At 71.0% G+C, this 25,755-nt stretch carries 25 protein-coding genes; 13 read left to right on the top strand and 12 right to left on the bottom strand.

The genetic code is table 11. The features are described from left to right. Nucleotide 1 precedes the first annotated feature (1 nt). From J7462_RS24455 to J7462_RS24440, 4 genes are all read right to left on the bottom strand, one after another. Nucleotides 2-916 (bottom strand): hypothetical protein, encoded by a 915-nt coding sequence (locus J7462_RS24455; protein ID WP_219467092.1) that lies wholly within the window; start codon nt 914-916, stop codon nt 2-4. Then, nucleotides 916-1,407: a SigE family RNA polymerase sigma factor gene (locus tag J7462_RS24450; RefSeq protein WP_208568590.1), complete on the bottom strand. Its 492-nt coding sequence runs from the start codon at nt 1,405-1,407 to the stop codon at nt 916-918. The genes J7462_RS24455 and J7462_RS24450 overlap by 1 nt, the downstream gene beginning before the upstream one ends. Nucleotides 1,408-1,477: 70 nt before the next feature. Then, complete coding sequence (locus J7462_RS24445; RefSeq protein ID WP_219467089.1) at nt 1,478-2,470, bottom strand: ketopantoate reductase family protein; 993 nt, start codon at nt 2,468-2,470, stop codon at nt 1,478-1,480. A 139-nt stretch (nt 2,471-2,609) separates the two neighbouring features. After that, on the bottom strand, nt 2,610-3,353 hold the full coding sequence (locus J7462_RS24440; protein WP_219467086.1) for a M50 family metallopeptidase: 744 nt from the start codon (nt 3,351-3,353) through the stop codon (nt 2,610-2,612). A gap of 101 nt (nt 3,354-3,454) precedes the next feature. Here J7462_RS24440 and J7462_RS24435 point away from each other — a divergent pair, with 101 nt between their 5' ends. After that, on the top strand, nt 3,455-4,000 hold the full coding sequence (locus J7462_RS24435) for a Uma2 family endonuclease (RefSeq protein ID WP_308291017.1): 546 nt from the start codon (nt 3,455-3,457) through the stop codon (nt 3,998-4,000). 163 nt (nt 4,001-4,163) lie between these two features. Further along, the gene (locus J7462_RS24430; RefSeq protein WP_219467083.1) at nt 4,164-4,916 is read left to right on the top strand and encodes a GH25 family lysozyme; all 753 of its coding nucleotides are present in this window, start codon (nt 4,164-4,166) and stop codon (nt 4,914-4,916) included. Between the two features lie 99 nt (nt 4,917-5,015). On the opposite strand, the gene J7462_RS24425 is transcribed toward J7462_RS24430, so the two are convergent. Continuing rightward, on the bottom strand, nt 5,016-5,249 hold the full coding sequence (locus J7462_RS24425; protein WP_219467080.1) for a hypothetical protein: 234 nt from the start codon (nt 5,247-5,249) through the stop codon (nt 5,016-5,018). A gap of 91 nt (nt 5,250-5,340) precedes the next feature. Continuing rightward, nucleotides 5,341-7,539, bottom strand: coding sequence for a serine/threonine-protein kinase (locus J7462_RS24420; protein ID WP_219467077.1), 2,199 nt, complete (start codon nt 7,537-7,539; stop codon nt 5,341-5,343). 91 nt (nt 7,540-7,630) lie between these two features. On the opposite strand from J7462_RS24420, the gene J7462_RS24415 reads away from it, so the two are divergent. Then, nucleotides 7,631-7,843 (top strand): acyl-CoA carboxylase subunit epsilon, encoded by a 213-nt coding sequence (locus J7462_RS24415; RefSeq protein WP_219467074.1) that lies wholly within the window; start codon nt 7,631-7,633, stop codon nt 7,841-7,843. 209 nt (nt 7,844-8,052) lie between these two features. Continuing rightward, on the top strand, nt 8,053-8,520 hold the full coding sequence (locus tag J7462_RS24410) for a hypothetical protein (RefSeq protein WP_219467072.1): 468 nt from the start codon (nt 8,053-8,055) through the stop codon (nt 8,518-8,520). A 148-nt stretch (nt 8,521-8,668) separates the two neighbouring features. Here J7462_RS24410 and J7462_RS33435 read toward each other — a convergent pair whose 3' ends face one another. Continuing rightward, complete coding sequence (locus tag J7462_RS33435; protein WP_219467069.1) at nt 8,669-8,926, bottom strand: hypothetical protein; 258 nt, start codon at nt 8,924-8,926, stop codon at nt 8,669-8,671. Between the two features lie 974 nt (nt 8,927-9,900). On the opposite strand from J7462_RS33435, the gene J7462_RS24400 reads away from it, so the two are divergent. From J7462_RS24400 to J7462_RS24390, 3 genes are read left to right on the top strand one after another with little or no spacing between them, the layout of a single operon-like run. Next, nucleotides 9,901-11,055, top strand: a complete 1,155-nt coding sequence (locus J7462_RS24400) for a S8 family serine peptidase (RefSeq protein WP_219467066.1) — start codon at nt 9,901-9,903, stop codon at nt 11,053-11,055. A 9-nt stretch (nt 11,056-11,064) separates the two neighbouring features. Then, on the top strand, nt 11,065-11,721 hold the full coding sequence (locus tag J7462_RS24395; RefSeq protein ID WP_208568598.1) for a nucleoside triphosphate pyrophosphatase: 657 nt from the start codon (nt 11,065-11,067) through the stop codon (nt 11,719-11,721). 9 nt (nt 11,722-11,730) lie between these two features. Next, nucleotides 11,731-12,384, top strand: a complete 654-nt coding sequence (locus J7462_RS24390; RefSeq protein WP_219467063.1) for an O-methyltransferase — start codon at nt 11,731-11,733, stop codon at nt 12,382-12,384. A gap of 216 nt (nt 12,385-12,600) precedes the next feature. Here the strand turns inward: J7462_RS24390 and J7462_RS24385 are convergent, their stop codons facing one another. The 3 genes from J7462_RS24385 to J7462_RS24375 all read right to left on the bottom strand — a co-directional run bounded on the left by J7462_RS24385 (nt 12,601) and on the right by J7462_RS24375 (nt 15,165). Next, complete coding sequence (locus tag J7462_RS24385) at nt 12,601-13,356, bottom strand: ABC transporter permease (RefSeq protein ID WP_208568600.1); 756 nt, start codon at nt 13,354-13,356, stop codon at nt 12,601-12,603. Nucleotides 13,357-13,373: 17 nt separating this feature from the next. Then, entirely contained in the window at nt 13,374-14,333 is a 960-nt protein-coding gene (locus tag J7462_RS24380; protein ID WP_219467060.1) for an ATP-binding cassette domain-containing protein, read from the bottom strand. A gap of 115 nt (nt 14,334-14,448) precedes the next feature. Continuing rightward, on the bottom strand, nt 14,449-15,165 hold the full coding sequence (locus tag J7462_RS24375; protein ID WP_308291015.1) for a PadR family transcriptional regulator: 717 nt from the start codon (nt 15,163-15,165) through the stop codon (nt 14,449-14,451). A 132-nt stretch (nt 15,166-15,297) separates the two neighbouring features. On the opposite strand from J7462_RS24375, the gene J7462_RS24370 reads away from it, so the two are divergent. Next, nucleotides 15,298-17,049 carry a biotin carboxylase N-terminal domain-containing protein gene (locus J7462_RS24370; RefSeq protein WP_219467042.1) on the top strand — a complete coding sequence of 584 codons (1,752 nt, stop codon included), beginning with the start codon at nt 15,298-15,300 and terminating at the stop codon, nt 17,047-17,049. Nucleotides 17,050-17,205: 156 nt separating this feature from the next. After that, nucleotides 17,206-18,645 carry a GuaB1 family IMP dehydrogenase-related protein gene (locus J7462_RS24365; RefSeq protein WP_219467038.1) on the top strand — a complete coding sequence of 480 codons (1,440 nt, stop codon included), beginning with the start codon at nt 17,206-17,208 and terminating at the stop codon, nt 18,643-18,645. A gap of 344 nt (nt 18,646-18,989) precedes the next feature. On the opposite strand, the gene J7462_RS24360 is transcribed toward J7462_RS24365, so the two are convergent. Next, nucleotides 18,990-19,559, bottom strand: a complete 570-nt coding sequence (locus J7462_RS24360; RefSeq protein ID WP_219467034.1) for a TetR/AcrR family transcriptional regulator — start codon at nt 19,557-19,559, stop codon at nt 18,990-18,992. An 85-nt stretch (nt 19,560-19,644) separates the two neighbouring features. On the opposite strand from J7462_RS24360, the gene J7462_RS24355 reads away from it, so the two are divergent. Genes J7462_RS24355 through J7462_RS24340 form a run of 4 tightly spaced genes read left to right on the top strand, consistent with a single transcriptional unit; the run spans nt 19,645 to nt 24,404 of the window. Next, on the top strand, nt 19,645-20,091 hold the full coding sequence (locus J7462_RS24355) for a DoxX family membrane protein (protein WP_219467032.1): 447 nt from the start codon (nt 19,645-19,647) through the stop codon (nt 20,089-20,091). 31 nt (nt 20,092-20,122) lie between these two features. Next, nucleotides 20,123-20,647: a MarR family winged helix-turn-helix transcriptional regulator gene (locus J7462_RS24350; RefSeq protein WP_219470663.1), complete on the top strand. Its 525-nt coding sequence runs from the start codon at nt 20,123-20,125 to the stop codon at nt 20,645-20,647. Further along, nucleotides 20,641-22,374, top strand: coding sequence for an ABC transporter ATP-binding protein (locus tag J7462_RS24345; protein ID WP_219467029.1), 1,734 nt, complete (start codon nt 20,641-20,643; stop codon nt 22,372-22,374). Before J7462_RS24350 ends, J7462_RS24345 begins: the two co-directional genes overlap by 7 nt. After that, a complete protein-coding gene (locus J7462_RS24340) occupies nt 22,371-24,404 on the top strand; it encodes an ABC transporter ATP-binding protein (protein ID WP_219467027.1) in 2,034 nt (677 codons plus the stop codon). Before J7462_RS24345 ends, J7462_RS24340 begins: the two co-directional genes overlap by 4 nt. A 51-nt stretch (nt 24,405-24,455) precedes the next feature. On the opposite strand, the gene thrS is transcribed toward J7462_RS24340, so the two are convergent. Continuing rightward, on the bottom strand, nt 24,456-25,670 hold the full coding sequence (thrS, locus tag J7462_RS24335) for a threonine--tRNA ligase (RefSeq protein WP_219467025.1): 1,215 nt from the start codon (nt 25,668-25,670) through the stop codon (nt 24,456-24,458). Between the last annotated feature and the right edge of the window lie 85 nt (nt 25,671-25,755).

The raw sequence follows: 25,755 nt of genomic DNA, 5'->3' as shown, positions 1-25,755 counted from the left end.
GTCAGCAGGGCGAGTCGGTGGCCGGGCAGAGGCGTTTCGCGGCTCTCCCGCCCAACGCGACGAGGGCGGCCTGGGTCAGCTCCGGACCGGTGCCGTCGACCCGGTCGGCGACCGTTTCCGGGGCGGGCGCGACCACGGTCACCAGGTCACCGACCCGGACCACCAGGGTCGCCTCGACGGCTGCCGGCCGGCCGGCCGGCTCCCCGTCGGCCTGCGCCCGGGGCTGCGACGTCACGTGCCGCAGCAGCACCGACTGGTCACCGGCGAAGTCTCTCGCCGCGGGCTCCCAGCGGTGCTCCTGCCCGGTGCGGGCCGGCTGCTGATCGGCGGTCAGCAGGGACGCGCCGAGGGTCCACGTCGCGCAGGCGTCGAGCAGCCGGTAGATCTCCCCGAACAGCCACCGGCCCCGGGGTGGGTCGATCCGGTAGACGTCCTGGCTCAGCACCTGGGCGACCGGGACGTCGGTGCGGGCTCCGGGACGCAGCAGGGTCTGTGAACGGGAGGCGCGGGACACCGGCAGTTGGGCGGCGACCGCACGTTCCCGCCCGCACGATTCGAGCAGCGGGTCGACCTGGACGGTCTCGGCCAGCCCCGTCCCGCCCAGCCGGGCCCCGGTCCGCACGGGCAGGTCGGCGGGGGTCAGCAGGGCGGCGAGGGGGATCTCCGTCCGGGCCGGGTAGACGACCGGTGCGGAGTCCGAGGCCGCCACCGGGGCGGTGGGTGACGGCAGCCCGGCGGACCGCCCGGTCACCAGCGCGGCGGAGCCGGCCAGCACCACGAGCACCGTCACCGCCGACAGCCCCGCCGTCCGACGGGCCCGGCGACGGGCGCGGGCCCGGATCTCCGCCGGCTCGGGCCAGTGAACCGTACGCAGGTCCCGGTGCAGCCGGTCGACGAAGGTCGGATCCTCAGCCATCAGACCTCCTCCAGGTCAGCAACGGTGAGCAGCCCGGCGAGCGCGGCACGCCCCCGGGAGAGCCGGGCCTTGACCGTGCCCACCGGGGCTGCGGTCTGCCGGGCCACCTCGGCGACGGGCATGCCGACCAGGTAGTACAGGGCGAGCGCGATGCGCTGTTCCTCGGGCAGTTGCCGCAGGGCGGCGACCACTTCCAGGGTGTCGGTGCCGGGGCCGGGCACGCTCTCGGTCGCCCCGTGCCGCAGGTAGGCGCGGGCCCGACTGCGCAGGCTGCGCCAACGGCTGACCGCGATCCTGGAGGCCACCACCCGTACCCAGGCTTCCGGGTCGTCGTACCCGCTCACCGTCGACCAGCGTTGCCAGGCCCGCACGTACGCCTCCTGCACGGCGTCCTGCGCCTCGGCCAGGTTGCCGGTGAGCGCGCAGACGAAGCCGAGCAGCCGGTGTCGGCTGCCCCGGTAGAACTCGTCGAACCCGTCGACGTCCGGCACCCTGGTACCTCCCCGTGGCGGTCGCAGGTGACACGCGCGCCGCACACCGGTGGGTTGCGTGGTCAGCCGATCATTCTGGTCGCTGCACCAGGTCGGTCAGTTCGGCCAGCGGGAAGGTGCCGGCGGGCAGTCGTTCCCGCGCCAGCCGGCGGACCGCGATCTGCACGGCGGTGTTGGCCGGCGTGGGCACCCCGTGCCGGCGGCCGAGCTGCACGATCTCACCGTTGAGGTGGTCGGCCTCGGTGGAACCCGCCGCCCGGGTCAGGCTCTGCCAGGTCGAGCTGCCGCTGCGGGGTTGCCCGTCGACCGGCCGGGTGCCGACCCGGTCACCCCGCTCGGTCCGTTCCTCGTCCTCGCTGGAGTGCGCGATGCCGGCGGCGGCGAGCACGGCGACGCCCTCGGCCCGGACCCGGTCGAGCAGCCAGCCGGGAAGGTCGCCACCGAGCAGGGCCTGCACCCCGTTGCCGAGGTTGTTCAACAGCTTGCCGTACTTCCACCGCATCACGTCGGGCCGCACCGGGGCGACGAAGCCGGCGGCGGTCAGGTCCGCCGACACCGCCACGTCGGTCTCGTCGGCACCGGCCGGATAGCGGCCCAGGTGCAACATCCCCGGGTACGGGTGACCACTGGCGATCACCCGTCCCGGGTCGAGATGGGTCGCCGGCAACCACACGCAGACCGGGTGGACATGGGCGAACAGGCGCAGCGCGGTCGGCTCGTTCGCCACCCCGTTCTGCGCGGTGAACAGTGGCAACCGTTGCCCGGCCGTGCCACCGCCGACGACCGGGGTGTCCGCCCAGGCGTCCAGGGCGGCCCAGGTGTGCTGCGACTTGACGGTCAGTACCAGGGCGGTGTCGGCCGGCAGCGGCTCCGGGCCCGGCCCGCCGGTGGCCGGCCCACGCCAGGTCAGCGACCGGTCGGGGGTACGCAGCGTGAGCCCCCGGCGGCGGATCGCGTCCAGGTGCGCGCCCCGAGCCACCAGTGTGACGTCGCGCCCGGCCTCTCCCAGCAGTACGCCGATGGTGCCGCCGACCGCGCCCGCTCCGATGATCACGTATCGCATCGGACCGATTCTGCCCGCATCCGGCCAGGTCGGCGACCCGGCGTCGCCCGCAGGTGCGCGCACCGCACGGACGCCCGACGGCTCGACGCGGGGTGCCGCTGGAGGTGCGGTCGCGGTGGAGCGGCCCGGGTGGACGGCCTCAGAGCGGAATGCCGGCCCTGGTGAGCAGCGGCCCGGCGAGCAGGACCGCGCCGACGGCGAGGGCGAACAGGTTGACCAGCCCGAAGACGACCACCCAGAGCAACGCCGGGAAGGGCGTCAGGTGGGCCAGCTGGTCGGCGTCGGACTCGGGCATCCGGCCCCGGCTGCGCAGCCGTTGCAGCTCGAAGACCGGCCGGACGCCGCCGATCAGCAGGAACCAGACCGAGGTCCAGGCGAACACGGCCTGCACCTGCGGGGTGGCGTACCAGGAGACGACGAGCACTACCCCGCCGGTGACCAGCAGGGAGAGCATCCCGAAGACGTTGCGGACCAGCAGCAGCATGGCGAGCAGCAGTGCCACCGCGACCCAGAGCAGCAGGGTGATCCGGTTGCCACCGAGCAGCCAGGCACCACCCAGGCCGACCAGCGACGGCGCGACGTACCCGGCGAGCAGGGTGAGGATCATGCCGGGGCCGGTGGGGCGGCCGGCGCTGAGGGTGAGGCCGGAGGTGTCCGAGTGCAGCCGGATGCCGTGCAGCCGCCGCCCGGTGAGCAGCGCCGCCAGGGCGTGACCCCCCTCGTGGGCGATGGTCACCGCGTTGCGGGCGACCCGCCAGGACGACCGGACCGCGACGACCGCCAGCGCGGCCAGGGCGGTGAGCACCACCAGCAGGGGCGGCGGGTCGGGTTGGGCGCTGAACAGCCGGTCCCAGAGGTCGCCCAGCCCGTCGATCGACACCATGGCCGGGGAGCCTACCCGGCCCGGTTCATGTCGCTCGACGCTCGTCGCCTCGTATCGTGTGAGACTGACCGGGCGGCGAGCGGAACGGGAGGTGAGGGCCGGTGAGCGCGGCTCCCCTGGAACACCACGTCGGCCTCTGGACCGAGGCCGACTACCTCGCCATGGGCGACACCCCGAACCGGATCGAACTGCTCGACGGGAGCCTGATCGTGAGCCCTGCTCCGAGCAAGCGGCACCAGCGGGTGTCCCGCTTGCTGGCCAACAGCGCCGAGGCTGCGGCGGGTCGGCTGCTGGTGTTCAAGGCGGTGAACGTGCGGCTCGGGGTGGACCGGATCATCATTCCCGACGTGGTGGTCGCCGACACCGACGACGAGGGCACGGTGGTCGAGGCCGGTGAGGTCGCGCTGGTCTGCGAGATCGTCTCCCCGGGCAACGCCGCCGCCGACCGTCTGGTCAAGATGCAGCTCTACGCGCTCGCCGGCATCCCGTGGTATTTGCTGGTCGAGCAGGACGGCGACGCCCACTCGTTGCGACTCCACCGGCTCGACGGCAGGCACTACGTGGAGGACCAGGTGGCGAAGGCCGGCGAGACGCTGACCCTGGCCGAGCCGTTCCGGTGGCAGCTCGACCCGGCCGCGCTGCGCTGAGCCGGCCCGCTGCCTGATACCGCCCCTGGCCTGCCCTGACCGCTTCGGATCACCGCAGATCGACTCGACCGTTGTCGATGAAAGTTTCCTTAGGACCTCTTGCGATCAAGGGCAGGAATCTCCAAAGATTGGCGTCAATCGATTGGCGTCCCTGGAGGAATCCATGACCCGTACCAGATTGTCGTTGCGCCGGCTGTTCGCCGCCGGTCTCACCGTCGCCGCCACCGCGGCCGCGGCCCTCGTCGTCACGGCCGCACCCGCGGCCGCCGCCACCACCGCCGGCGTCGACGTCTCCCACTACCAGGGCTCCATCAACTGGAGCAGCGCCCGCAACGCCGGAATCGAGTTCGCCTTCATCAAGGCCACCGAGGGTACGAGCTACAAGGACCCGGACTTCAACACCAACTACGTCAACGCCTACAACGCCGGGGTGATCCGGGGCGCGTACCACTTCGCCCGGCCGAACATCTCCTCCGGCGCCACCCAGGCCAACTACCTCGCCAGCAACGGCGGGGCCTGGTCGGCGGACAGCCGCACCCTGCCGGCCGCGCTCGACGTCGAGGCCAACCCGTACAGCGGCGGCACCTGCTACGGGCTGTCCACCACCGGGATGCGCAACTGGATCCAGGACTTCCTCAACACCTACCGCTCCCGCACCGGCCGGTACGCGGTCATCTACACCACCACGAGCTGGTGGAACCAGTGCACCGGCAGTTGGACGGCCCCGTGGGCCAACCACCCGCTCTGGGTGGCCCGCTGGGCGAGCGCGCCCGGCACCCTGCCGGCCGGCGCCTCGGTCTGGAGCTTCTGGCAGTACACCAGCACCGGCAGCGTCTCCGGGATCAGCGGCAACGTCGACCGCAACTACTGGAACGGCACCCGGTCCCGGCTGGTCGCGCTCGCGAACAACACCTGACCGCCCCCGCAGCCGGCTCGGCGGCAGCGGGACCGGTCATCACCGTAGGGTCGATGGCTGGTCCGGCTGCCGCCGTCGCGGTTCGTGGACCCCGTCGGGTCAGGCGCTCTTCCGGCTGGTCAACGGCATGGTCACGGCATCCGTGGCGGCGGGCGTCGCGGTCCGTCGGCTCAGCCGCCAGGCGGCGACCCCGGCGGCGGCGACCGTCACGACGGCGATCGACACGACCAGCGCGGCCACGCCGGCGCTCAACAGCAGCAGGACGACATCGCCGAGGGCGACGAGCATCCACAGTGCCAGTCTCGGCCGGGCATCCCTGCGTCGGTAACTCATCTCGCTACCTCCTTCCGTCGTCCCGGGTCAGATACCCCGGATGACGGAAAGTCATGCGAAACGATTTCACCCCCGGCGGGAATCCCCCGGGTCAGTTATTCCGGTCCGGCACGAACCGGCTGGTGATCAGGGCGAAGTTGTCCAGGTTGGCGTTCCAGTCCTTCGCCGCCACCTCCCACCGGATGGCGTAGCCCCGGTTGGTGGCGGTGACGAACCCCCGGTTGCGGACGTGGATGAGGGTGTTGTCCCGGGTTTCCAACCAGTCCCAGTCGGCGCAGGTGCGGTAACCGCCGCACGCCTTGATGTCGAGATACTGGTAGTTGTTGACGATGTTCTTCCGGGCCGGTTCCTTGTTCTTCCAGTCGGCGACCGCGTCCTTGAGCGGGCTGGACGTCCACTGGATGAGCAGTTCCCGCACCCCGTTCGGCTCGGTGATGACGACCGAGTCGGAACGGACGCTGCGCCGCCAGCCCTTCGGCACCGGGACCTTGAACGTCGGCCCCTGGTACATCTCCCAACCCTCAGGCAGCGCGTTCGGGTCGGTGGAAGGGGTGGCCGACGGCGTCGGGCTGGGCGCGGCGCTGGTCGGGGGCGGAGCCGCCGGAGCCGACGTCGGGGCGGCGGAGGACGCGGCGACGCTCGTCGGGTCGGCCTGCGGGGTGCCGTCCCCCGGCTCGTCGGAGCTGGTCAGCAATGGGACGGCCAGCGCCAATCCCACCAGCAGCACCGCGACCAGCGCGCCGATCAGCAGGTTACGTCGCTTGTGGTCCGGTGGCGTCTCGTCGTACACCGGGACGGAGGCGACTCCGGCGGACCCGGCGGACGGGCTGACCGGCGTGTCCAGCACGGCGGTGGGGTTGGCCGGCGGGGCCGGGTCGAGACCGGCGCGGGCCGCCGGGGCGACCGCGCCCGACGGCCCGGCATCGGTCGGGACACCGGCCTTCCCGGTCGGCGCGGTTTCCGCAGGCGTCGACCCGGGGACCCGGGTGGTCGGTGCGGCGTCCGCGTCGCTCGACGGGACGACCCCACCGGTCGGTGCGGCATCCGCAGCCACCGACGCGGCAGCCCCACCGGTGGGCGTAGTCCCGGCCGACTCCACCATGCTGGTCGGCGCGTCGTCGACACCACCCGGTGGGGTGACCTTCGTGGTGGGCCCGGCGTCCGCACCGGCCGACATCTTCGTGGTGACGTCCGCACCCGTGGTCGACGCCCCGGTGACGACAGTCGCCTCCGCAGCGCCACCCGTAGCGGTGGCACCACCCGCCGTGGCCCGCGCGGCGGCACTGTCCGACGCCGCCTTCGCCGCCGCGGTGCCGGTGGCGGCCCCCGCCGCGGCGGCCAGGGACGACGAGGTCTTCGCGCCCCCGCCCTGCGCCGGGCGGGGTGCCGGCACCACCGGCGTACGCGGCTCACGTGGGCCGTTCGGCCCCGGCCGGCGTACCCCGTCGAGCAGTGAGATGCCCCTGGCGCGCTTGCCGGCGGCCCGGCGCAGCATGCGCTCCGCGACCTCGGCGGTGATCCGCTCGGTCGGGTCCTTGCGGAGCAGGCCGGTCAGCACCGGCTTCAACGGGCCGGCGTTCCTGGCCGGCGGCAGCGGCTCCGTGGCCAGCGCGGCCAGGGTGCCGATCGCCGACGGCCGGGCGTACGGCGACTTGCCCTCCACGGCCGCGTAGAGCGTCGCCCCCAACGACCAGAGGTCCGCCTCCGGCCCGGCGGTGCCGTCGCGGGCCCGCTCCGGCGCGATGTACGCGGGCGAGCCCAGCACCATTCCCGTCCGGGTGACGTTCGGGTCGCCGGGAATGGTGGCCAGTCCGAAATCGGTCAGCACCACCCGACCGTCGGTGCCGAGCAGCACGTTGCCCGGCTTGACGTCCCGGTGCATCACCCCGGCCTTGTGGGCGGACTTCAGCGCGCCCAGCACGCCCAGGCCGATCTCCACCGCGCGGGCCGGGGGCACCGGGCCGTCCTCGGCGAGGGTGTCCTGCAACGACCTCGACGCCACGTACTCCATGACGATCCACGGGTCACCGTCGGTACGCAGCACGTCGAAGATGCGCACCACGTTGACGTGGTTGAGCCGGGCGATCGCCCGCGCCTCACGCAGCGACCGCTCCCGCATCTCGCGCCGCTCGTCGTCGGTCAGGCTGGGCGGCGGGACCAACTCCTTGATGGCGACGTCCCGGTGCAGCACCTCGTCACGTGCCCTCCAGACCCGGCCCATGCCACCCTGACCGAGCGGCGCGAGCAGCCGGTACCGGTCAGCGACGAGTTGGGAAGGCACGTCAGACATCGGTGAGACGGTACCCGGCCGCACCAACGCGCACACCGCCGGCACGCCACTGTGCGACGTGGGTCAACTTGTCGACGCGTACCCTGGCGACATGTCTGCCGAAGAGCCGCTGTTCCGGGTAGTCCGGGGGGTTCCCACCGCCGAGGAACTGGCCGCGCTCGTGGGCGCGATCACCCTCCGTTCCCGGCCGGCCGGCACACCCAGGCCCGCCGCAGGGTCCACGTGGGCCCGTAGCGCCCGTCCGGTCGGCGTGGTCCCGGTGCCCGGTCGTGACGCCTGGCGCACCTCCGGCCTGCCCCGCTGACAGCCGACGCCACCGGGCCAGGCTTGCCGGCCGACGGCCGGCGGCCGACGGCGGCCGTCCGGGGCTGCTGACTGGCCGAGGACGGCCGGAGCCAGTGCCGGGCTGCTGACTGGCGGAGGGCGGCCGGGGCCAGTGCCGGGGCTGCCGGGATCGCCGAACAGCCACTAGCCTCACTCTGGGAGACGGTGTCGTGACGTTCGGGAGGACCAGTGATCCCTGAGGAGGGCCGCCCAGCTTCTTGGCTGGGCAACTACGGCGGCATCGAGGCCGACATCCGACAGATGCGGGAGTTCGCCGACCAACTCCAGGCCGAGGTCGAACGGAACTACACGCCACACCTGCGCTACATCGCCGACGACATGACCGCCGCCGTACCCAACCCGTGCGACGCGTTCATCGAGCTGGTGCACTTCCTCCAAGCGCACTGGGAGACCCAGCAGGCCACCTCCGACCTGGTGCACGGCCTGGCCGGCGCCACCGGCCGGCTGGCGACCGCCGCCAACCGGATCGCCACCGACTACCAGGGTGCCGACGCCTTCGCCAACGCCCGGCTGACCGACGTCGAACGCGCCCTGCACGGCGCGCAGGTCACCGCATCCACTCTCACCGGCCGTTCCTCGTGGACCGCTCCCGCGCCCAACAGCCCCGAAAATCCGGGCCCGGTGGTGCTGCCGTGATCGAACGGGGCAGCGGCCGCACCTCCGGCCTCACCGACTGGCAACTCATGGACGTGCTCAGCATGTGGGCCTGCCTCCAGGACCAGGAGACCCAGGGGCACTGGAAACACGTCGCGGGATGGCGCAAGGTCTGCGACCTCGCCCAGGCTCATCTGCGGAGACTCCAGCAGTACCGCAGCGGCCTCGCCGAGGCATGGCCACCCGCCACCAACGACGCCGCCAAGGCGTACCTCGGTGAACTGGACGAGCTGATCAGCAGGGTCCAGCACACCCACGACACCGCCGCCGCCAACCACGACGCCCTCGCCGCCGCCGCCCGCGCCATCGACAGCACCAGACCGCAACTGAAGCGGCTGCACGACGAGTACGCGACGAAGCTCCAGCAGAAGCGGGGGTACGAAGCCACACTGGCCGACCCCAAGGCGGCGATGGGCAGCCGGGTGGTGGACCCACCGGTGAGCGATGGCGACCTGGAGCGGTTGAACGTGCAGGCACGCGGGATCATGTTCGGGCTCAGTGGTGAACTCCAACAAGCCCAAGCAATGCTCCAAAAACCTCCAGTCACACGACCAAGTCCTCGGATCGAGCAACTCGGTACCGACCCCTACAGCGCCGTCAGTGCAGTTCCGATTATTCCACCAATCACACCTATACCCATAGCACATCCGCCTAGCCCGAAGAAACCAGTCCAAAAGCCGCAGTTGCCTCCGACGCTGAAGTCGCCATCGGTTGGATCAGTCATCGGAGATGGTCCAACCCTCGGAGGAATCGCATCGAATCCACCGCCACCCACTGCCACCTCACCGACAACACCTACAAACTCTCTGAACACTACGACTGCCGCCGGAACTAAAATGCCACACCTTCCGCCGCCAACACCCATAGCGCGAATATCCAATCCGCCAATTCGGCCAAACCAGGGCCAGAGCGCCGAAGCAAATATCCATCCCCCCACAAATGCAGCCCGCCCAAATTTGCCTGGTGGATTAATAGGGGGCGCGCCAGCCTATGGTGCCGGGCAACCAGGAGGGCCCCCAACTCGCAGGGTCAATCCCATCGGCGGAGTAATCGGCGGAGGATCCGCCGGCACCGCGCCAACCGGCGCCGCCGGATCTCGACCAGGCGCTGGACGAGGTTCGCAATACTCCTCCGTACACGGCCTTCCACCCATAGGCGGTGGGCCCGGACAGGGATCTTTCTCGGGTTTGAGCGGCACGCCCACACAATTCCCGAAAAGCCGATTCGATACAGAAAGCCGGCGTTGGGATCCGGACAACCCGTGGGAAACGGACCATGGAGTAGCTCCAATCGTCAACCCTCCCGACGAGGGTGGCCCCATCGACCCAGGGCCAGCAATCGGCTTTCCTCGGTGAATCGCCCATGAGAAAAGCCTTCACAATTACAATCACTTCGCTAATCTGTATCATTTCAATCCCAACTTCGACCGCCATTGCAGGAACCCCGCGCCCCGATGGATCAGAGCGCGTACGGAATGACCAGTGGCATCTAGACTACTTAAATGTGAAGGCTGCACATGCAGTTGCTCGCGGCAAGGGTGTAGTCGTAGCAGTTCCCGACACAGGGGTAGACCCCCACGTCGATTTGCGCAGAAATCTACTTCCAGGATCAGACATGATCCCCGGAGGCCGCGGGGACGGCCAAGAAGATCGCAACAGCCACGGTACGTGCATGGCGGGCCTCATCGCCGCACATGGCAGACCGAACCGGATAGGCGCCTTGGGAGTGGCACCCGAAGCTAAAATCTTACCCATTTTTGATACCCCACCAAGCGGCATGGGAAATCCAGACGACTTAGCAGCCAGCATCGATTTTGCTGCGCGAAGCGGTGCCGACATAATAAGTATATCGGCCGCCAGTTCGCCCACCAAAGAATTACAACAAGCAATATCTAGCGCACAAAATGCAGATATACTAATCGTGGCAGGCGTTGGCAATGCGCCAAGAGAAAGCCGCGCTAGCTACCCAGCTTCAACAGAAGGCGTATTGGCAGTTGGAGGAATAGATCGCAATGGAAGGCACCTCCCGGTATCAGTGACTGGACCGGAGGTAGATTTGGTTGCGCCCGCGATTGACATTTACTGCCCCAGTCTTGGTGGTCGTTACCGCAAGAGCACCGGTACGTCCGATGCGACGGCCATTGTTGCCGGGGCGGCGGCGCTGGTCCGCTCGAAGTACCCCTACCTTCCCGCCGCCGAGGTCGTACACCGGCTGACGGCCACAGCTGTCGACAAAGGTCCTCCCGGCCGGGACGACGAGTACGGCTATGGCGTCATCGACCTGGTGGCCGCGCTCACCGCCGATGTCCCACCCCTCGGCTTCGAGAGCGTCACCGCCGCTCCCCCGCAGGCAGGGACGACGAGCGCAGCCACGTCATCGTCCGGTGGGAACGACGATGGCGGTGCCGCCGCACGGGGGTGGGCGACGTTGGGGGTGATCGTGGCTGCCGGGTGCGGGTTCCTGGTGTGGCGTCGTCGCCGACGTGCCGACGACCCGCCACCACGGATCAGCCGGTAGCGTCGGCCCGTGTCCAATTCTTTGCCGCTGCGCCTCGTACTCGCCTCGCAGAGCCCCGCCCGCCGCAAGTTGCTCCAGGCCGCCGGGATCGAGCCGGACGTACTGGTGAGTGGGGTCGACGAGTCCCAGGTGGTCGCGGATCGGGCCGAGGATCTCTGCCTGGAGTTGGCCCGGCTGAAGGCGCAGGCGGTGTCCGACCGGCTGCGTACCACTGCGGACGAGCGGACTCTGGTGTTGGGGTGCGACTCGGTGCTCGCGTTCGACGGTGAGATTCTCGGCAAGCCGGCGGATGCGGCCGACGCCACCCGACGGTGGGAGCGGATGCGTGGGCGCAGCGGGGTGTTGCACACCGGGCACTGTCTGCTCGACGTGGTGCGTGAGTCCCGCGCGGAGGCGGTGGCCTCGACGGTCGTGCACTTCGCGGACGTCACCGATGCGGAGATCGCCGCGTACGTGGCCACGGGTGAACCGTTGGCGGTGGCGGGGGCGTTCACCATCGACGGGTTGGGCGGGGCGTTCCTGAACGGGATCGAGGGTGATCCGGGAACGGTGGTCGGGTTGTCGTTGCCGCTGCTCCGTGGGTTGTTGCGCGATCTGGAGCTGAGCATCACCGACCTGTGGTCGAAGGTCGCGCCGGGCGCCCAGGAGATCGAGCCGCTGGGCTAACGTCCGGTCATGACCACGAAGTCGCTGCCGCTGACGCCGGAACTGCACGCCTACCTCGTCGCCCACGGGTCTCCGCCGGACGAGATCATCCGCGATCTGGCTGAGGAGACCCGCGCGGTGCTGCCGGCGCACGCCGAGATGCAGGTGGCGCCGGAGCAGGCGGCGTTCCTCACCTTCCTGACCCGGCTGCTGGGTGCCCGGCAGGCCGTCGAGGTGGGCACGTTCACCGGGCTGTCGTCGCTGGCGATCGCCCGTGGGCTGCCCGAGGACGGTCGGCTCACCTGCTTCGACATTTCGGAGGAGTTCACCGGTATCGCCCGGTCCTACTGGCAGCGCGCCGGAGTGGCCGACCGGATCGAGTTGCGCATCGGCCCGGCTGCGGAGACGCTGCGGGAGTTGCCGCACGAGCGTTACCTGGACTTCGCCTTCATCGACGCCGACAAGACCGGCTACCCGGTGTACTGGGCGGAGTTGGTGCCGAGGATGCGGCCCGGCGCGGTCATCGCGGTCGACAACACCCTGCGCGGCGGCCGGGTGCTCGCCCCCCGTGACGCCGCCGACCGGGCGATCGCCGCTTTCAACGACGAGGTGCTCGCCGACGTACGCGTCGACGCGGTGCTGCTCCCCCTGGCCGACGGCGTCACCCTCGCCCGGGTGCACTGACCGGCCGGCCGGGGGAATGGCGAGTTCGGCTCCCCTGGGCCGATGTTGCGGTGTCCACCTCGCACCGATACCGCTCGGCGGCACACAGTCGATCACCTCCCCACGGCATCCGGCCGGGAAGCCGGGATGCCGTGGGGAGGTGGGGAGTCGTGGGGAGGTGGGGCGACGGTCTGACGCGACGAGCCCGTGACCGGGCCTCGCCCGGGGTGGGGATCGTCAGCGGACGCTGCGGGCGAACTGTCGGGCCGCCCAGAAGACCCCGGCGGCGGCGAGCACCGCGATGATGCCCAGCCCCTGCCACACCTTGTCGTTGGCGAGGTCACCGGCGAACAACGCCCGGGTGCCGTCGACCGCCCAGGAGAACGGGTTCCACTCGGCGACCCCCTGGAGCCAGCCGGGGGCGAAGGTGAGCGGCAGCAGGATGCCGGAGAGCAGCAGCACCGGCTGGGCCACGGTGTTCATCAACGGGGCGAGCGCGTCCTCGCTCTTGACCTTGAGTGCGACGCCGTACGAGACGGCCGAGGTCATCAGCGCGATCAGGGCCAGCATCAGGTACGCCAGCAGCAGGTCCCCGATGAAGACCCGCAGGTCGAACAGGAGCGCCAGCAGGGTGATGATGATCGCCTGCACGATCAGCGAGACGACGTCGCGCAGGGAGCGGCCGAGCAGCAGGGCGAGCCGGCTGATCGGGGTGACCCGGGACCGCTCGATGACCCCGGCGCGCAGTTCGGCGATCAGGCCGAAGCCCTGGAACAGTCCGCCGAAGATGGCCAGCAGCACCAGCAGGCCCGGTACGAAGATCTTGTAGGCGGCGGCCTGGGTGGGCGCGTTCAGCGCCGGCTTGAGCAGCGGGGCGAAGAGCAGCAGGTACATCACCGGCTGGAAGACGCCGACGAAGACCCAGACCGGGTTGCGCAGCAGCAGTTGAAGTTGGCGTTGGAAGATCAGCCAGGTGTCGCGGGCGAATTTCATCCGTGGTCTCCGGTGTCTCAGGACTCGCGCAGCGAGCGGCCGGTCTTGGTGAGGAAGACGTCGTCGAGGCTGGGGCGGTGCAGCTCGATGGAGCTCATGACCAGCCCGGCGTGGTCGAGCCGGCGCAGGACCTGCGGGATGGCGGTGGTGCCCTCGTCGACGTAGAGGCGCAGTCCGCCCTCGTTGACGGTCTCCAGCTTGTTGAGGTATTCCTCGCTGTCGAGGAGTTCGGCGGCCTGCGGGGTGCTCGCCACGTCGAGTCCGACGAGCACGACGTCGCCGGAGATCTCCCGCTTCAGCTCGGCCGGGGTGCCCTCGGCGACCACCTCGCCGTGGTCCATGATCGCGATCCGGTCGCAGAGCGCGTCGGCCTCGTCGAGGTAGTGCGTGGTGATGAAGACGGTCATCCCCTCGGTACGCAGCCGGCGGATCTCGTCCCACATGTGCGCGCGGCTCTGCGGGTCGAGGCCGGTGGTCGGCTCGTCGAGAAAGACGATCTTCGGCTCGTGGATGATGCCGAGGGCGATCTCCACCCGTCGCCGCTGGCCGCCCGAGTAGGTCTTGCACTTGCGGTCCGCGTACTCGGTGAGCTGGAAGGCCTCCAGGGCGCGGACCGCGCGGCGGTGCGCGTCGGCCTTGCCGATGCCGTACATCCGGGCGTGCAGGACGAGTTCCTCGCGGGCGGTGCTCTCGTCCCAGGTGCTGCCGCCCTGGGCGACGTAGCCGATCCGGCGGCGTACCTCGGCCGGGTCCTTGCGCAGGTCGGCACCGGCGATGGTGGCCTCGCCGCCGTCCGGCTCGATGAGCGTGGCGAGCATCCGCAGGGTGGTGGTCTTGCCGGCGCCGTTGGGGCCGAGGAAACCGAAGATCTCTCCCGCCGGGACCTGGAGGTTCACCCCCCGGACGGCGTCGACCGTTTTCGTCTCCCGACCCTGCCGGGAGCGGAACGACTTCCGCAGCCCTCTGGTCTCGATCATCTCTGCTCCTGGTCGTCCGGGCCGGGTGGTGCCGGCCGTCGTCTGCCCCCGTGACGCCATGCGGCGCACTCCCGCAACGGGCCGGAAGCAGGCTAACGCGATATAGCTTCTATGGTCAACGTTGATTATTACTTTTCTCGACGGGCGGCGGAGCACCGTCGGTCGTGCCGGGCGGCAGAGCACCGTCGGTCGTGCCGGGCGGCAGAGCACCCTCGGCCGTGCCGCGCTGCGGAGCGCCGTCGGTCCAGCCGGGCCAGACGCCCTCCCCCGTCAGCCCAGCAGGCAGGTACGACACCCCGGAGTCGATCCGCTCGGCGATCCGCCCGCACCACGCCATCTCCGCCTCGGCCCGGGCCAGCCACAGCTCGAACATCCAGGTCACGTGCACCGGCTTGCTGTCGCGCACCCAGTCGGAGTCCAACGAGGCACGCATCGACTCGACACCGGCGCGCAGCAGGTTCGCCCGGTTGCGCAGCGCCGCCGCCGCCTCCTCGCGGGGCATCGCCGGCAGGAACGAGAAGGCCGCCGCGAACGGGTCCGGCACCTCGTGCAGCTGCCACCACTGCGCCCGCAGCAACGTCTCGAACTCCTCGCCCCCCTTGGGCGTCACCTCGTAGGTGGTGCGCGCCGGACGGGCACCGACCTGCTCGGTGGCGACCGCCCGCAACAGGCCCTCCTCGGTCAGCTTGCGCAACGCGTGGTAGATCGAGCCGGGCTGCACGTTCGCCCACTTGTCGGCACCCCAGCTCAACAGCTCGCGGCGTACGTCGTAGCCGTGCACGGGCTGCATCCACCGAACCAGCCCCAGGATCATCAACCGAGTCGCAGACACCGTACAAGCGTAATAACCAAGTTTGACTAGTCGACCGCGACCACAGTGCGGCATCCCACACTGAATGATCGTTAGGGGGCCTCCGGGCTGCCGATACACTCCCGAGGCAACGACCCCGGGAGGAGCACCAAGGTGCGCAAGGTACTCATCGCCAACCGTGGAGAGATCGCCGTCCGCGTCATCCGGGCCTGCCGCGACGCGGGTCTGGGCAGCGTCGCCGTCTACGCGGACTCCGACCGGGACGCCCTGCACACCACCCTCGCCGACGAGGCGTACGCCCTCGGTGGCGACACCGCCGCCGACAGCTACCTGCGCATCGACAAGCTGATCGAGGTGGCCCGGCGGGCCGGCGCGGACGCCGTACACCCGGGTTACGGCTTCCTCTCCGAGAACGCCGACTTCGCCCAGGCCGTGCTGGACGCGGGCCTGACCTGGATCGGTCCGACCCCGCAGGCGATCCGCGACCTCGGTGACAAGGTCACTGCCCGGCACCTCGCCCAACGGGCCGGTGCACCCCTGGTCCCCGGCACCGCCGACCCGGTCGCCGACGCCGACGAGGTGACCGCCTTCGCCGTCGAACACGGCCTGCCGGTCGCCATCAAGGCCGCCTTCGGCGGGGGCGGGCGGGGCCTCAAGGTGGCCCGCACCCTGGAGGAGATCCCCCACCTGTTCGAGTCGGCCACCCGGGAGGCAGTCGCCGCGTTCGGCCGGGGCGAGTGCTTCGTCGAGCGCTACCTCGACCAGCCCCGGCACGTCGAGGCGCAGGTGCTGGCCGACCGGCACGGCAACGTCGTCGTGGTCGGCACCCGGGACTGCTCCCTGCAACGCCGGCACCAGAAGCTGGTCGAGGAGGCCCCCGCGCCGTTCCTCACCGACGCGCAGCGCAACCAGATCCACGACAGCGCCAAGGCGATCTGCCGGGAGGCCGGCTACCACGGTGCCGGCACGGTCGAATACCTGGTCGGCGGCGACGGCACCGTCTCCTTCCTGGAGGTCAACACCCGGCTCCAGGTGGAGCACCCGGTAACCGAGGAGACCGCCGGCGTCGACCTGGTCCGCGAACAGTTCCGGATCGCCGACGGCGAGAAACTGCGGTTCACCGCGGACCCGACCCCGCGCGGGCACGCCATCGAGTTCCGGATCAACGGCGAGGACCCGGGCCGCAACTTCCTGCCCGCCCCCGGCACCATCACCGCGCTGCGGCTGCCCACCGGCCCCGGCGTCCGGGTCGACACCGGGGTCAGCGCCGGCGACGTGATCGGCGGCAACTTCGACTCGCTGCTGGCCAAGGTGATCGTCACCGGCGAGACCCGCGCCGAGGCGATCGAACGGGCCCGCCGGGTGCTCGACGAGATGGTCGTCGAGGGGATGGCCACCGCGCTGCCGTTCCACCGCCTCGTCGTCCGCGACCCGGCGTTCACCACCGAGCCGTTCACCGTGCACACCCGATGGATCGAGACCGAGTTCGACAACACCGTCCCGGCGTTCACCCCGACCGCCGGCCCCGCCGAGACGGCGGCGGCACGCGAGACCGTCGTGGTCGAGGTGGGCGGCAAGCGGCTGGAGGTCACCCTCCCCGCCGGCCTCACCGGGGGTACGACCACCGCCGCCCCCGCCGCCCGCCGGCCGGCCCGTCGCGGTGGCGGCACCGGCACGGGTACGGCGGTCAGCGGCGACGCGCTCACCTCCCCCATGCAGGGCACCATCGTCAAGATCGCCGTCGCGGACGGGGACACCGTCGCCGAGGGGGACCTGGTCGTCGTCCTGGAGGCGATGAAGATGGAGCAGCCGTTGCACGCGCACAAGGCGGGCACGGTCGCGGGGCTCGCCGCCGAGGTCGGTGCGGTGCTCACCGCCGGCGCGGCGATCTGCACCATCGCCTGACCCGCTCCACGGCCCGCCGCCTGTTCCGCCTTCCGGCCGTACCCCCGGTGGGCCGGCAGATCCCCGGCCCCCCGCCGCCGGACGGCCCCCGCAGCGGTGGGGTGGTCTGGGCCACCGACGGCGGCGGGACGGGGCGGAAGCGGGAATGATGGCGGGGTGAGGTTCCTTCATGGCGCGGTGCCCGCGCACGACCTGACCTACAACGACGTCTTCATGGCCCCGGCCCGGTCCGAGGTCGGTTCGCGGCTCGACGTCGACCTGTCCACCGGTGACGGCACCGGCACCACCATCCCGCTGGTGGTGGCGAACATGACGGCGGTGGCCGGCCGGCGGATGGCCGAGACGGTGGCCCGGCGCGGCGCGATCGCGGTCATCCCGCAGGACATCCCGATCGAGGTGGTCGCCACCGTGGTCGACTGGGTCAAGCAGCGGCACCTGGTGCACGACACCCCGATCACGCTCGGCCCGACCGACACCGTCGGCGACGCCATCCACCTGCTGCCCAAGAAGTCCCACGGCGCGGTGGTGGTGGTCGACGAGGCCGGTCGGCCGGTGGGGGTGGTCACCGAGGCGGACACCCACGAGGTGGACCGGTTCGCCCAGCTCCAACACGTGATGTCGACCGAGCTGCACACGGTGCCGGCCGACGCGGACCCGCGTACCGGATTCGAACGGCTCAACGCGGGACGGCGGCGACTGGCCCCGGTGGTCGACGACGACGGTCGCCTGGTCGGGGTGCTCACCCGGCAGGGCGCGCTGCGGGCCACCCTCTACCGGCCGGCCGTCGACGACCGGGGGCGGCTGCGCATCGCGGCGGCGGTCGGCATCAACGGTGACGTCACCGGAAAGGCCGAGGCGCTGCTCGCGGCGGGCGTCGACACCCTCGTGGTGGACACCGCGCACGGGCACCAGGAACGGATGATGTCCGCGTTGCGGGCGGTCCGCAAACTCGACCCCCCGGTCCCGGTGGCCGCCGGCAACGTGGTCACCTCCGAGGGGGTACGCGACCTGGTCGAGGCGGGCGCGGACATCATCAAGGTCGGGGTGGGGCCGGGCGCGATGTGCACCACCCGGATGATGACCGGGGTCGGCCGACCCCAGTTCTCCGCCGTGCTGGACTGCGCGGCGGCGGCCCGCGCCCTCGGCCGGCACGTCTGGGCCGACGGCGGGGTACGCCACCCCCGGGACGTGGCGCTGGCGCTGGCCGCCGGGGCGTCCAACGTGATGGTGGGCTCCTGGTTCGCCGGCACCTACGAGTCACCGGGTGACCTCTACACCGAGCCCGACGGGCGACGCTACAAGGAGAGCTTCGGGATGGCCTCGTCGCGCGCGGTCAGCGCCCGGACCGCCGAGGACAGCGCCTTCGACCGGGCCCGTAAGGCGATCTTCGAGGAGGGCATCTCCACCGCCCGGATGTACCTGGACCCGGCCCGCCCCGGTGTCGAGGACCTGATCGACGAGATCATCTCCGGGGTACGCAGCGCCTGCACCTACGCCGGCGCCCGCACCCTCGACGAGTTCCACGAACGCGCCCTGGTCGGCGTCCAGAGCCACGCCGGCTACACCGAAGGCATGCCCCTCCCCACCAGCTGGTAACCCCCTCCCCCTCCCACCCACCCCCACCCCCGCCCCGCCCCCGGGCGAGTTGATCAAGAGGTTTGCGTCACCCACCGCCAGATTCCCGACGCAAACCTCTTGATCACCACCTCACCAACCCGCTCTGCTCGGGTGATCAAGAGGTTTACGTCACCGGCAACGGAATTCCTGACGCGAATCTCTTGATCACCGACTCAGGCACTCAGACGGTGGGGTGATCAAGAGGTTTGCGTCAGCTGGGGTGGACGGGGTGACGTAAACCTCTTGATCAACTCGCCCGGGGGCGGGGGCGGGGGCGGGGGCGGGGCGGGGGCGGGGTGGGGGCGGGGGTGGGGGTGGGTGGGTCAGGGTGGGGGGATTAGGTGGCGGATTACGGTGCGGGCGGCGGCGCGGGGGTCGGCGTCGACGTCGGGGGGTAGCGCGCCGGAGAGCCAGAGCGTGGCGAAGCCGTGCACGATCGACCAGGCGGCCAACGCGTCCGTCCGTGACTCGCCCGGCTCGGCCCGGTGCGGTGGCAGGGCCGCCACGCCGAGGTGCAGCGCCGCACCCGCGCGCTCCCGGGCGGCCCGCACCTCGGGGGCGTCGGCCCGGTACAGGTCGGGTCGGAACATCACCTCGAAGTGCGCCCGGTGACTGACGGCGAAGTCCACGTAGGCCACCCCGACGTCGAGCAGGTCGCCACCGGCTGCGGTCAGCGCGGCGGCCAGCAGGTCGAACCCCTCGACGGCGAGGGCGGTGAGCAACCCGGCCTTGTCACCGAAGTGGTGGGTCGGGGCGGCGTGCGAGACGCCCGCGCGGCGGGCGAGGTCGCGCAGGCTGAGCGCCGCCGGGCCGGATTCTTCGATCGCCGCCACCGCCGCCGTGAGCAGGGCGCGAGGCAGATCTCCGTGGTGGTAGGCGCGGGTGACGGTCATGACACGATCGTATCTTTACGTTGACAAGAAAGCGATCGGGGCGGCTATCTTGGCAATATAAAGATTTGCGCCTCAGGAGGTTCGCATGGTTCCGTTCATCGCTCTGCTCGTCGGCACCGCCGTCGCACGCCTGGTCGGCCTGGCGGGCGTGGACGCGCTCGACGGCTGGCACCCCGCGCTCCGCGTCGGCCTGGCACTACTTTTCATGCTGACCGGTTTCGCCCACTTCACCTCGCCCCGCCGGGAGGGTCTGATCGCCATGGTCCCACCCCGCCTGCCCTTCCCCGGCGCTCTGGCCACCATGACCGGAGTGCTGGAGCTGGCGGGCGCGGTGGGCCTGCTGATCCCGGTCACCGCCCGCCCGGTCGCCGCCGGCCTGGCCCTGATGATGGTGGCGATGTTCCCCGCGAACGTCTCGGCGGCCCGACGCGGCCTGACCCTCGCCGGTCGACCCGTCACCCCGCTCGGTCCGCGTACGGCGCTCCAGATCCTGTACGTCGGAGCAGCCCTGGCCATTTCGTTTGGCCCCTGACGGTCTGGGGGCTAACATACTCAGCGTGCAGATGGAACCACTGGCTGCCTATCCCGACGTGCTCCGCAGCGTGCCGCTCGGGCGGCTGCTGTCGGTCGCCGGCCACCTCGTCGACCAGCACTGGGGTCGTTACCTGGCCGAACACCACGGCCTCACCCCGGCCGGGATGCGGGTGCTGTTCACCCTGACCCATCTCGACGACGCCACCCACCGGGACGTCGCCGACCGCTGCTTCGTCCGGCCCGCCACCCTCACCGGGATCGTCGACACCCTCGAACGGGACGGCTTCGTCGAGCGCCGCCGCGACGACGCCGACCGGCGGACCGTCCGACTGGCGCTGACCGACAAGGGGCGGGAACACACCCGCTCCCTGGTCGACCGGATGCGCACCGACACCCCGCTCACCTCCGTCGACGCCGACCCGGCCCGACGCGCGGTGATCCGGGATTTTCTGATCGAGGTCATCACGACCATGTCCGACGGGGAGGACAAGAGGTTGACAACACAGCACCAGGACACGACCGACGACCCGAGGCCCGGGAGCCATCCGTGCTGATCAGTCTGCTGCGCCGCTACCTGCGGCCCTACCACCGGCCGCTGGGCGCGGTGGTGCTGCTCCAGTTCGTCGGCACGATGGCCTCGCTCTACCTGCCGAGCCTCAACGCCGACATCATCGACCTGGGGGTGGCCCGGGGCGACACCGACTACATCATCCGTACCGGCGGTTGGATGCTGCTGGTCAGCCTGCTCCAGATCGCCTGCGCGGTGACGGCGGTCTACTTCGGCGCGCGTACCGCGATGGCCTTCGGCCGGGACGTCCGCGCGGCGATCTTCAGGCAGGTCAACCGGTTCTCCGCCCGCGAGGTGGCCCGCTTCGGCGCACCCTCGCTGATCACCCGCAACACCAACGACGTGCAACAGGTGCAGATGCTCGTGCTGATGAGCTGCACCATGCTGGTCGCCGCGCCGATCATGAGCGTCGGCGGGGTGGTGATGGCGCTGCGGGAGGACATCGGCCTGTCCTGGCTGATGCTGGTCAGCGTGCCGGTGCTCGCCATCGCGCTGGGCCTGGTCATCCGCCAGATGGTGCCCGGGTTCCGGCTCATGCAGACCCGCATCGACACGGTCAACCGGGTGCTCCGCGAGCAGATCACCGGCATCCGGGTGGTCCGGGCGTTCGTCCGCGAGCCGTACGAGACGCAGCGGTTCGGGGTGGCCAACGCCGACCTGACCGCCACCGCCCTGCGGGTCGGTCGGCTGATGGCGCTGATCTTCCCGGTGGTGATGCTGGTGCTCAACGTCTCCAGCGTCGCCGTGCTGTGGTTCGGGGCGCAGCGGGTCGACTCCGGGCAGATCCAGATCGGCGCGCTGACCGCCTTCCTGGCGTACCTGATGCAGATCCTGATGGCCGTCATGATGGCCACTTTCATGCTGATGATGGTGCCGCGCGCGGCGGTCTGCGCCGAACGCGTCACCGAGGTGCTGGACACCGAGTCCACTGTGGTGCCACCGGCCGACCCGGTCACCCGGGTCGACGGCCACGGTGAGCTGGAGCTGCGCGGTGTGGCCTTCCAGTACCCGGGGGCCAGCGCGCCGGTGCTGCACGACATCTCGTTCCGGGCCACCCCGGGGCGGACCACCGCCGTGATCGGGTCGACCGGCGCCGGCAAGACCACCCTGCTGACCCTGATCCCCCGGCTGGTCGACCCGACCGCCGGCACGGTGCTGGTCGACGGGGTCGACGTCCGCGAACTGGCCCCCGAGGAGCTGTGGCGGCGGATCGGCCTGGTGCCGCAGAAGCCCTACCTGTTCACCGGCACGGTGGCCAGCAACCTGCGCTACGGCAACCCGGACGCCACCGACGACGAGCTGTGGACGGCGTTGGAGATCGCCCAGGCCCGGGACTTCGTGGCCCAGATGACCGGCGGGCTGGACGCCCCGATCACGCAGGGCGGCACGAACGTCTCCGGCGGGCAGCGGCAACGGCTCGCCATCGCGCGGGCGCTCGTCCGCAAGCCGGAGATCTACCTGTTCGACGACTCGTTCTCGGCCCTCGACCTGGGCACCGACGCCCGGCTGCGGGCCGCGCTGCGCCCGGTCACCGCCGACGCCGCAGTGGTGATCGTCGCCCAGCGGGTCTCCACGATCATCGACGCCGACCAGATCATCGTGCTGGAGGACGGAGGCGTGGTCGGGATGGGCCGCCACGACGAACTACTCGACGACTGTCCCACGTACGCCGAGATCGTGGCGTCCCAGCAGACGACGGGGGTGCCGGCATGACCGCCGTACCCGAGCAGAAGAAGGCCCCGGAGGAGACCACGCCGAAGCGGCTGCCGGCGGCCGGCCGGCGCACCGGCGGACCGCCGTGGATGAGCGCCGGCATGCCGGCGGAGAAGTCGATGAACTTCGGGCCGTCGGCCCGCCGGCTGCTCGGCCGGCTGCGACCGCACCGGGTGACGCTGACCGGCATCATCGCCCTGGCGGTGACCAGCGTCGGGTTCAGCGTGATCGGGCCGAAGATCCTCGGCCACGCCACCGACATCATCTTCGCCGGGGTGATCGGCCGGCAGTTGCCTGCGGGCACCACCGTCGACCAGGCGGTGTCCGGGATGCGGGCCGCCGGCAACGACAACCTCGCCGACATGGTCGCCCGGATGGACGTGGTCCCCGGGGCCGGCATCGACTTCGACGCCCTCGGCCGGACGCTGCTGTTCGCCCTCGGCCTCTATGTCGCCGCCAGCCTGCTGATGTGGTGGCAGGGCTGGCTGCTCAACGGGGTGGTGCAGGCCACCGTGCTGCGGTTGCGTGCCGAGGTGGAGGAGAAACTCAACCGGCTGCCGCTGCCCTACTTCGACCGGCAGCCGCGCGGCGAGCTGCTCAGCCGGGTCACCAACGACATCGACAACATCTCGCAGACCCTGTCGCAGACGCTGAGCCAACTGCTCACCTCGCTGCTGACCGTGGTCGGCGTACTGGCGATGATGTTCTGGATCTCGCCGCTGCTGGCGCTGGTCGCGCTGGTCGCGGTGCCGCTGTCGGTGATCGTGACGCAGCAGATCGCCAAGCGGTCGCAGCAGAAGTTCATCGCCCAGTGGACCCACACCGGCGAGCTGAACGGTCAGATCGAGGAGGCGTTCACCGGCCACGAACTGGTCAAGGTCTTCGGTCGCTCCCCGGAGGTGGAGGCCACCTTCCACGCCAAGAACGAGGAGTTGTTCCGGGCCAGCTTCGGCGCCCAGTTCATCTCCGGGATCATCATGCCGGCGATGATGTTCGTCGGGAACCTCAGCTACGTGGCGATCGCCGTGGTCGGCGGGCTGCGGGTGGCCTCCGGGTCGATGAGCCTCGGTGACGTGCAGGCGTTCATCCAGTACTCGCGGCAGTTCACCCAGCCGCTCACCCAGCTCGCCTCGATGGCGAACCTGCTCCAGTCCGGGGTGGCCTCCGCCGAACGGGTGTTCGCCGTCCTCGACGCCGACGAGCAGAGCCCCGACCCGGCCACGCCGGCCCGGGTCGTCGAACCGCACGGCCGGGTCGAGTTCGAGAACATCTCCTTCCGGTACGACCCGGACAAGCCGCTGATCGACGACCTGTCGCTGGTCGCCGAGCCCGGCCACACCGTCGCCATCGTCGGCCCCACCGGCGCCGGCAAGACCACCCTGGTCAACCTGGTGATGCGCTTCTACGAACTGGACGCCGGGCGGATCACCCTCGACGGGGTGGACATCACCACGCTGCGCCGCGACGACCTGCGCGGCCGGATCGGCATGGTGCTCCAGGACACCTGGCTGTTCGGCGGCACCATCCGGGACAACATCGCCTACGGCCGGCCGGACGCCACCGAGGAGGAGATCCTCGCCGCCGCGCGGGCCACCTTCGTGGACCGGTTCGTCCGTAGCCTCCCCGACGGGTACGACACCGTCATCGACGAGGAGGGCAGCAACGTCAGCGCCGGGGAGAAGCAGCTCATCACCATCGCGCGGGCGTTCCTGGCGGAGCCGTCGCTGCTGATCCTGGACGAGGCGACCAGCTCGGTGGACACCCGTACCGAGGTGCTGCTGCAACGGGCGATGGCGGCGCTGCGCTCCGACCGGACCAGCTTCGTCATCGCGCACCGGCTGTCCACGATCCGCGACGCCCACCTGATCCTGATGATGGAGGACGGGCGGATCGTCGAGCAGGGCACCCACCAGCAACTGCTCGCCGCGCGGGGGGCGTACCACCGGCTCTACCAGGCGCAGTTCGCCGCGGCGGTGGTCGACGACGAGGTTGCGCCGGCAGCGGCGGCACCGGCACCGGCCCGGGGCTGAGTGACAGACCGGTGCGGGGGCCGGGGGGACGACCCTCCGGCCCCCGCACCGTCAGCCGGCGGGGAGCAGTTGCGCCGAGCGGGCCGCGACCACCGCGCCGATCAGCCGCACCGCGTCCGCCGCCGGCATCGGGTCGAGGCTGCGACCGTCGCGCAGCCGCAGGGCCACCGCGTCGTCGGCGGCCTCGCGGGCCCCGACCACCCCGACGTACGGCGCCCGGCGGCGGGCCGCGTCGCGGACCCGGGCACCCAGCGAACCGCCCGCGTCCACCTCGACCCGCAGCCCGGCGTCGACCGCCCGGCGGGCCACCCGGTCCACCGCGTCGGCCTGCCCGGCGTCGACCGGCAGGAGCAGCAGCTGCACCGGGGCGTACCAGGGCGGGAAGGCGCCCTCGTGCGCCTCGATCAGGTAGGCGAACAGCCGCTCCATGCTCCCGACCAGGCTGCGGTGCACCAGCACCGGTCGTCGCCGGGCACCGGCCGCATCGGTGTACGACAGGTCGAACTTCTCCGGCTTGTCGAAGTCGATCTGCACGGTGGAGATGGTCGACTCCCGGCCGGCCGCGTCGATGATCTGGATGTCGATCTTCGGGCCGTAGAAGGCGGCCTCACCGGGGACCTCCACGTGGTCCACCCCGTCGAGGGCGGCCCGGAGCAGCTCCTCGGCGCGCGCCCAGGACGCGTCGTCCCCGACGTACTTCGCGCCCGGCCCGCGCAGCGACAACCGGAACCCGGCCGGGCGGACACCGAGCGCCGCGTGCGCCTGGTGGATCAGCCGCAGGATCTCCCGCACCTCGTCGCCGACCTGCTCCAGGGTGCAGAAGTTGTGCGCGTCGTTGAGCGAGATCGCCCGCACCCGGGACAGCCCACCGAGCACCCCGGACCGTTCCGCCCGGTACATCCCGCCCAGCTCGCCGACGCGCAGCGGCAACTCCCGGTAGGAGCGGCCCCGGGCCCGGTAGACCAGTGCGTGGTGCGGGCAGAGCGCCGGCCGGAGCAGCAACTCGTCGTCACCCATCCGCATCGGTGGGAACATCTCGTCGGCGAAGTGGCCGAGGTGCCCGGACAGCGCGAACAACTCGCGCCGGCCCAGCGGTGGCGAGTAGACGTGCTGGTAGCCGGCCCGGCGTTCCAGCTCGCGGACGTACTCCTCGACGGCGTGCCGGGCCGCCGCGCCGGCCGGCAGCCAGATCGGCAGCCCGGCCCCCGCGAGCGGATCGGAGACGAACAGGTCCAGTTCGCGGCCGAGCCTACGGTGGTCGATCATGTCGCGCTCCTTGATCGGGTACGACCCGGAGGCGACCGTGCCCGCGACGCCACGAGGCCCCGGGCGGATCGCCCGGGGCCTCGTC

The sequence above is a fragment of the Micromonospora sp. RL09-050-HVF-A genome (genome assembly GCF_019374995.1).
GTDB classification, from domain to species: Bacteria; Actinomycetota; Actinomycetes; order Mycobacteriales; family Micromonosporaceae; genus Micromonospora; species Micromonospora antibiotica.
This window is presented reverse-complemented; position numbering and strand designations above follow the sequence as displayed.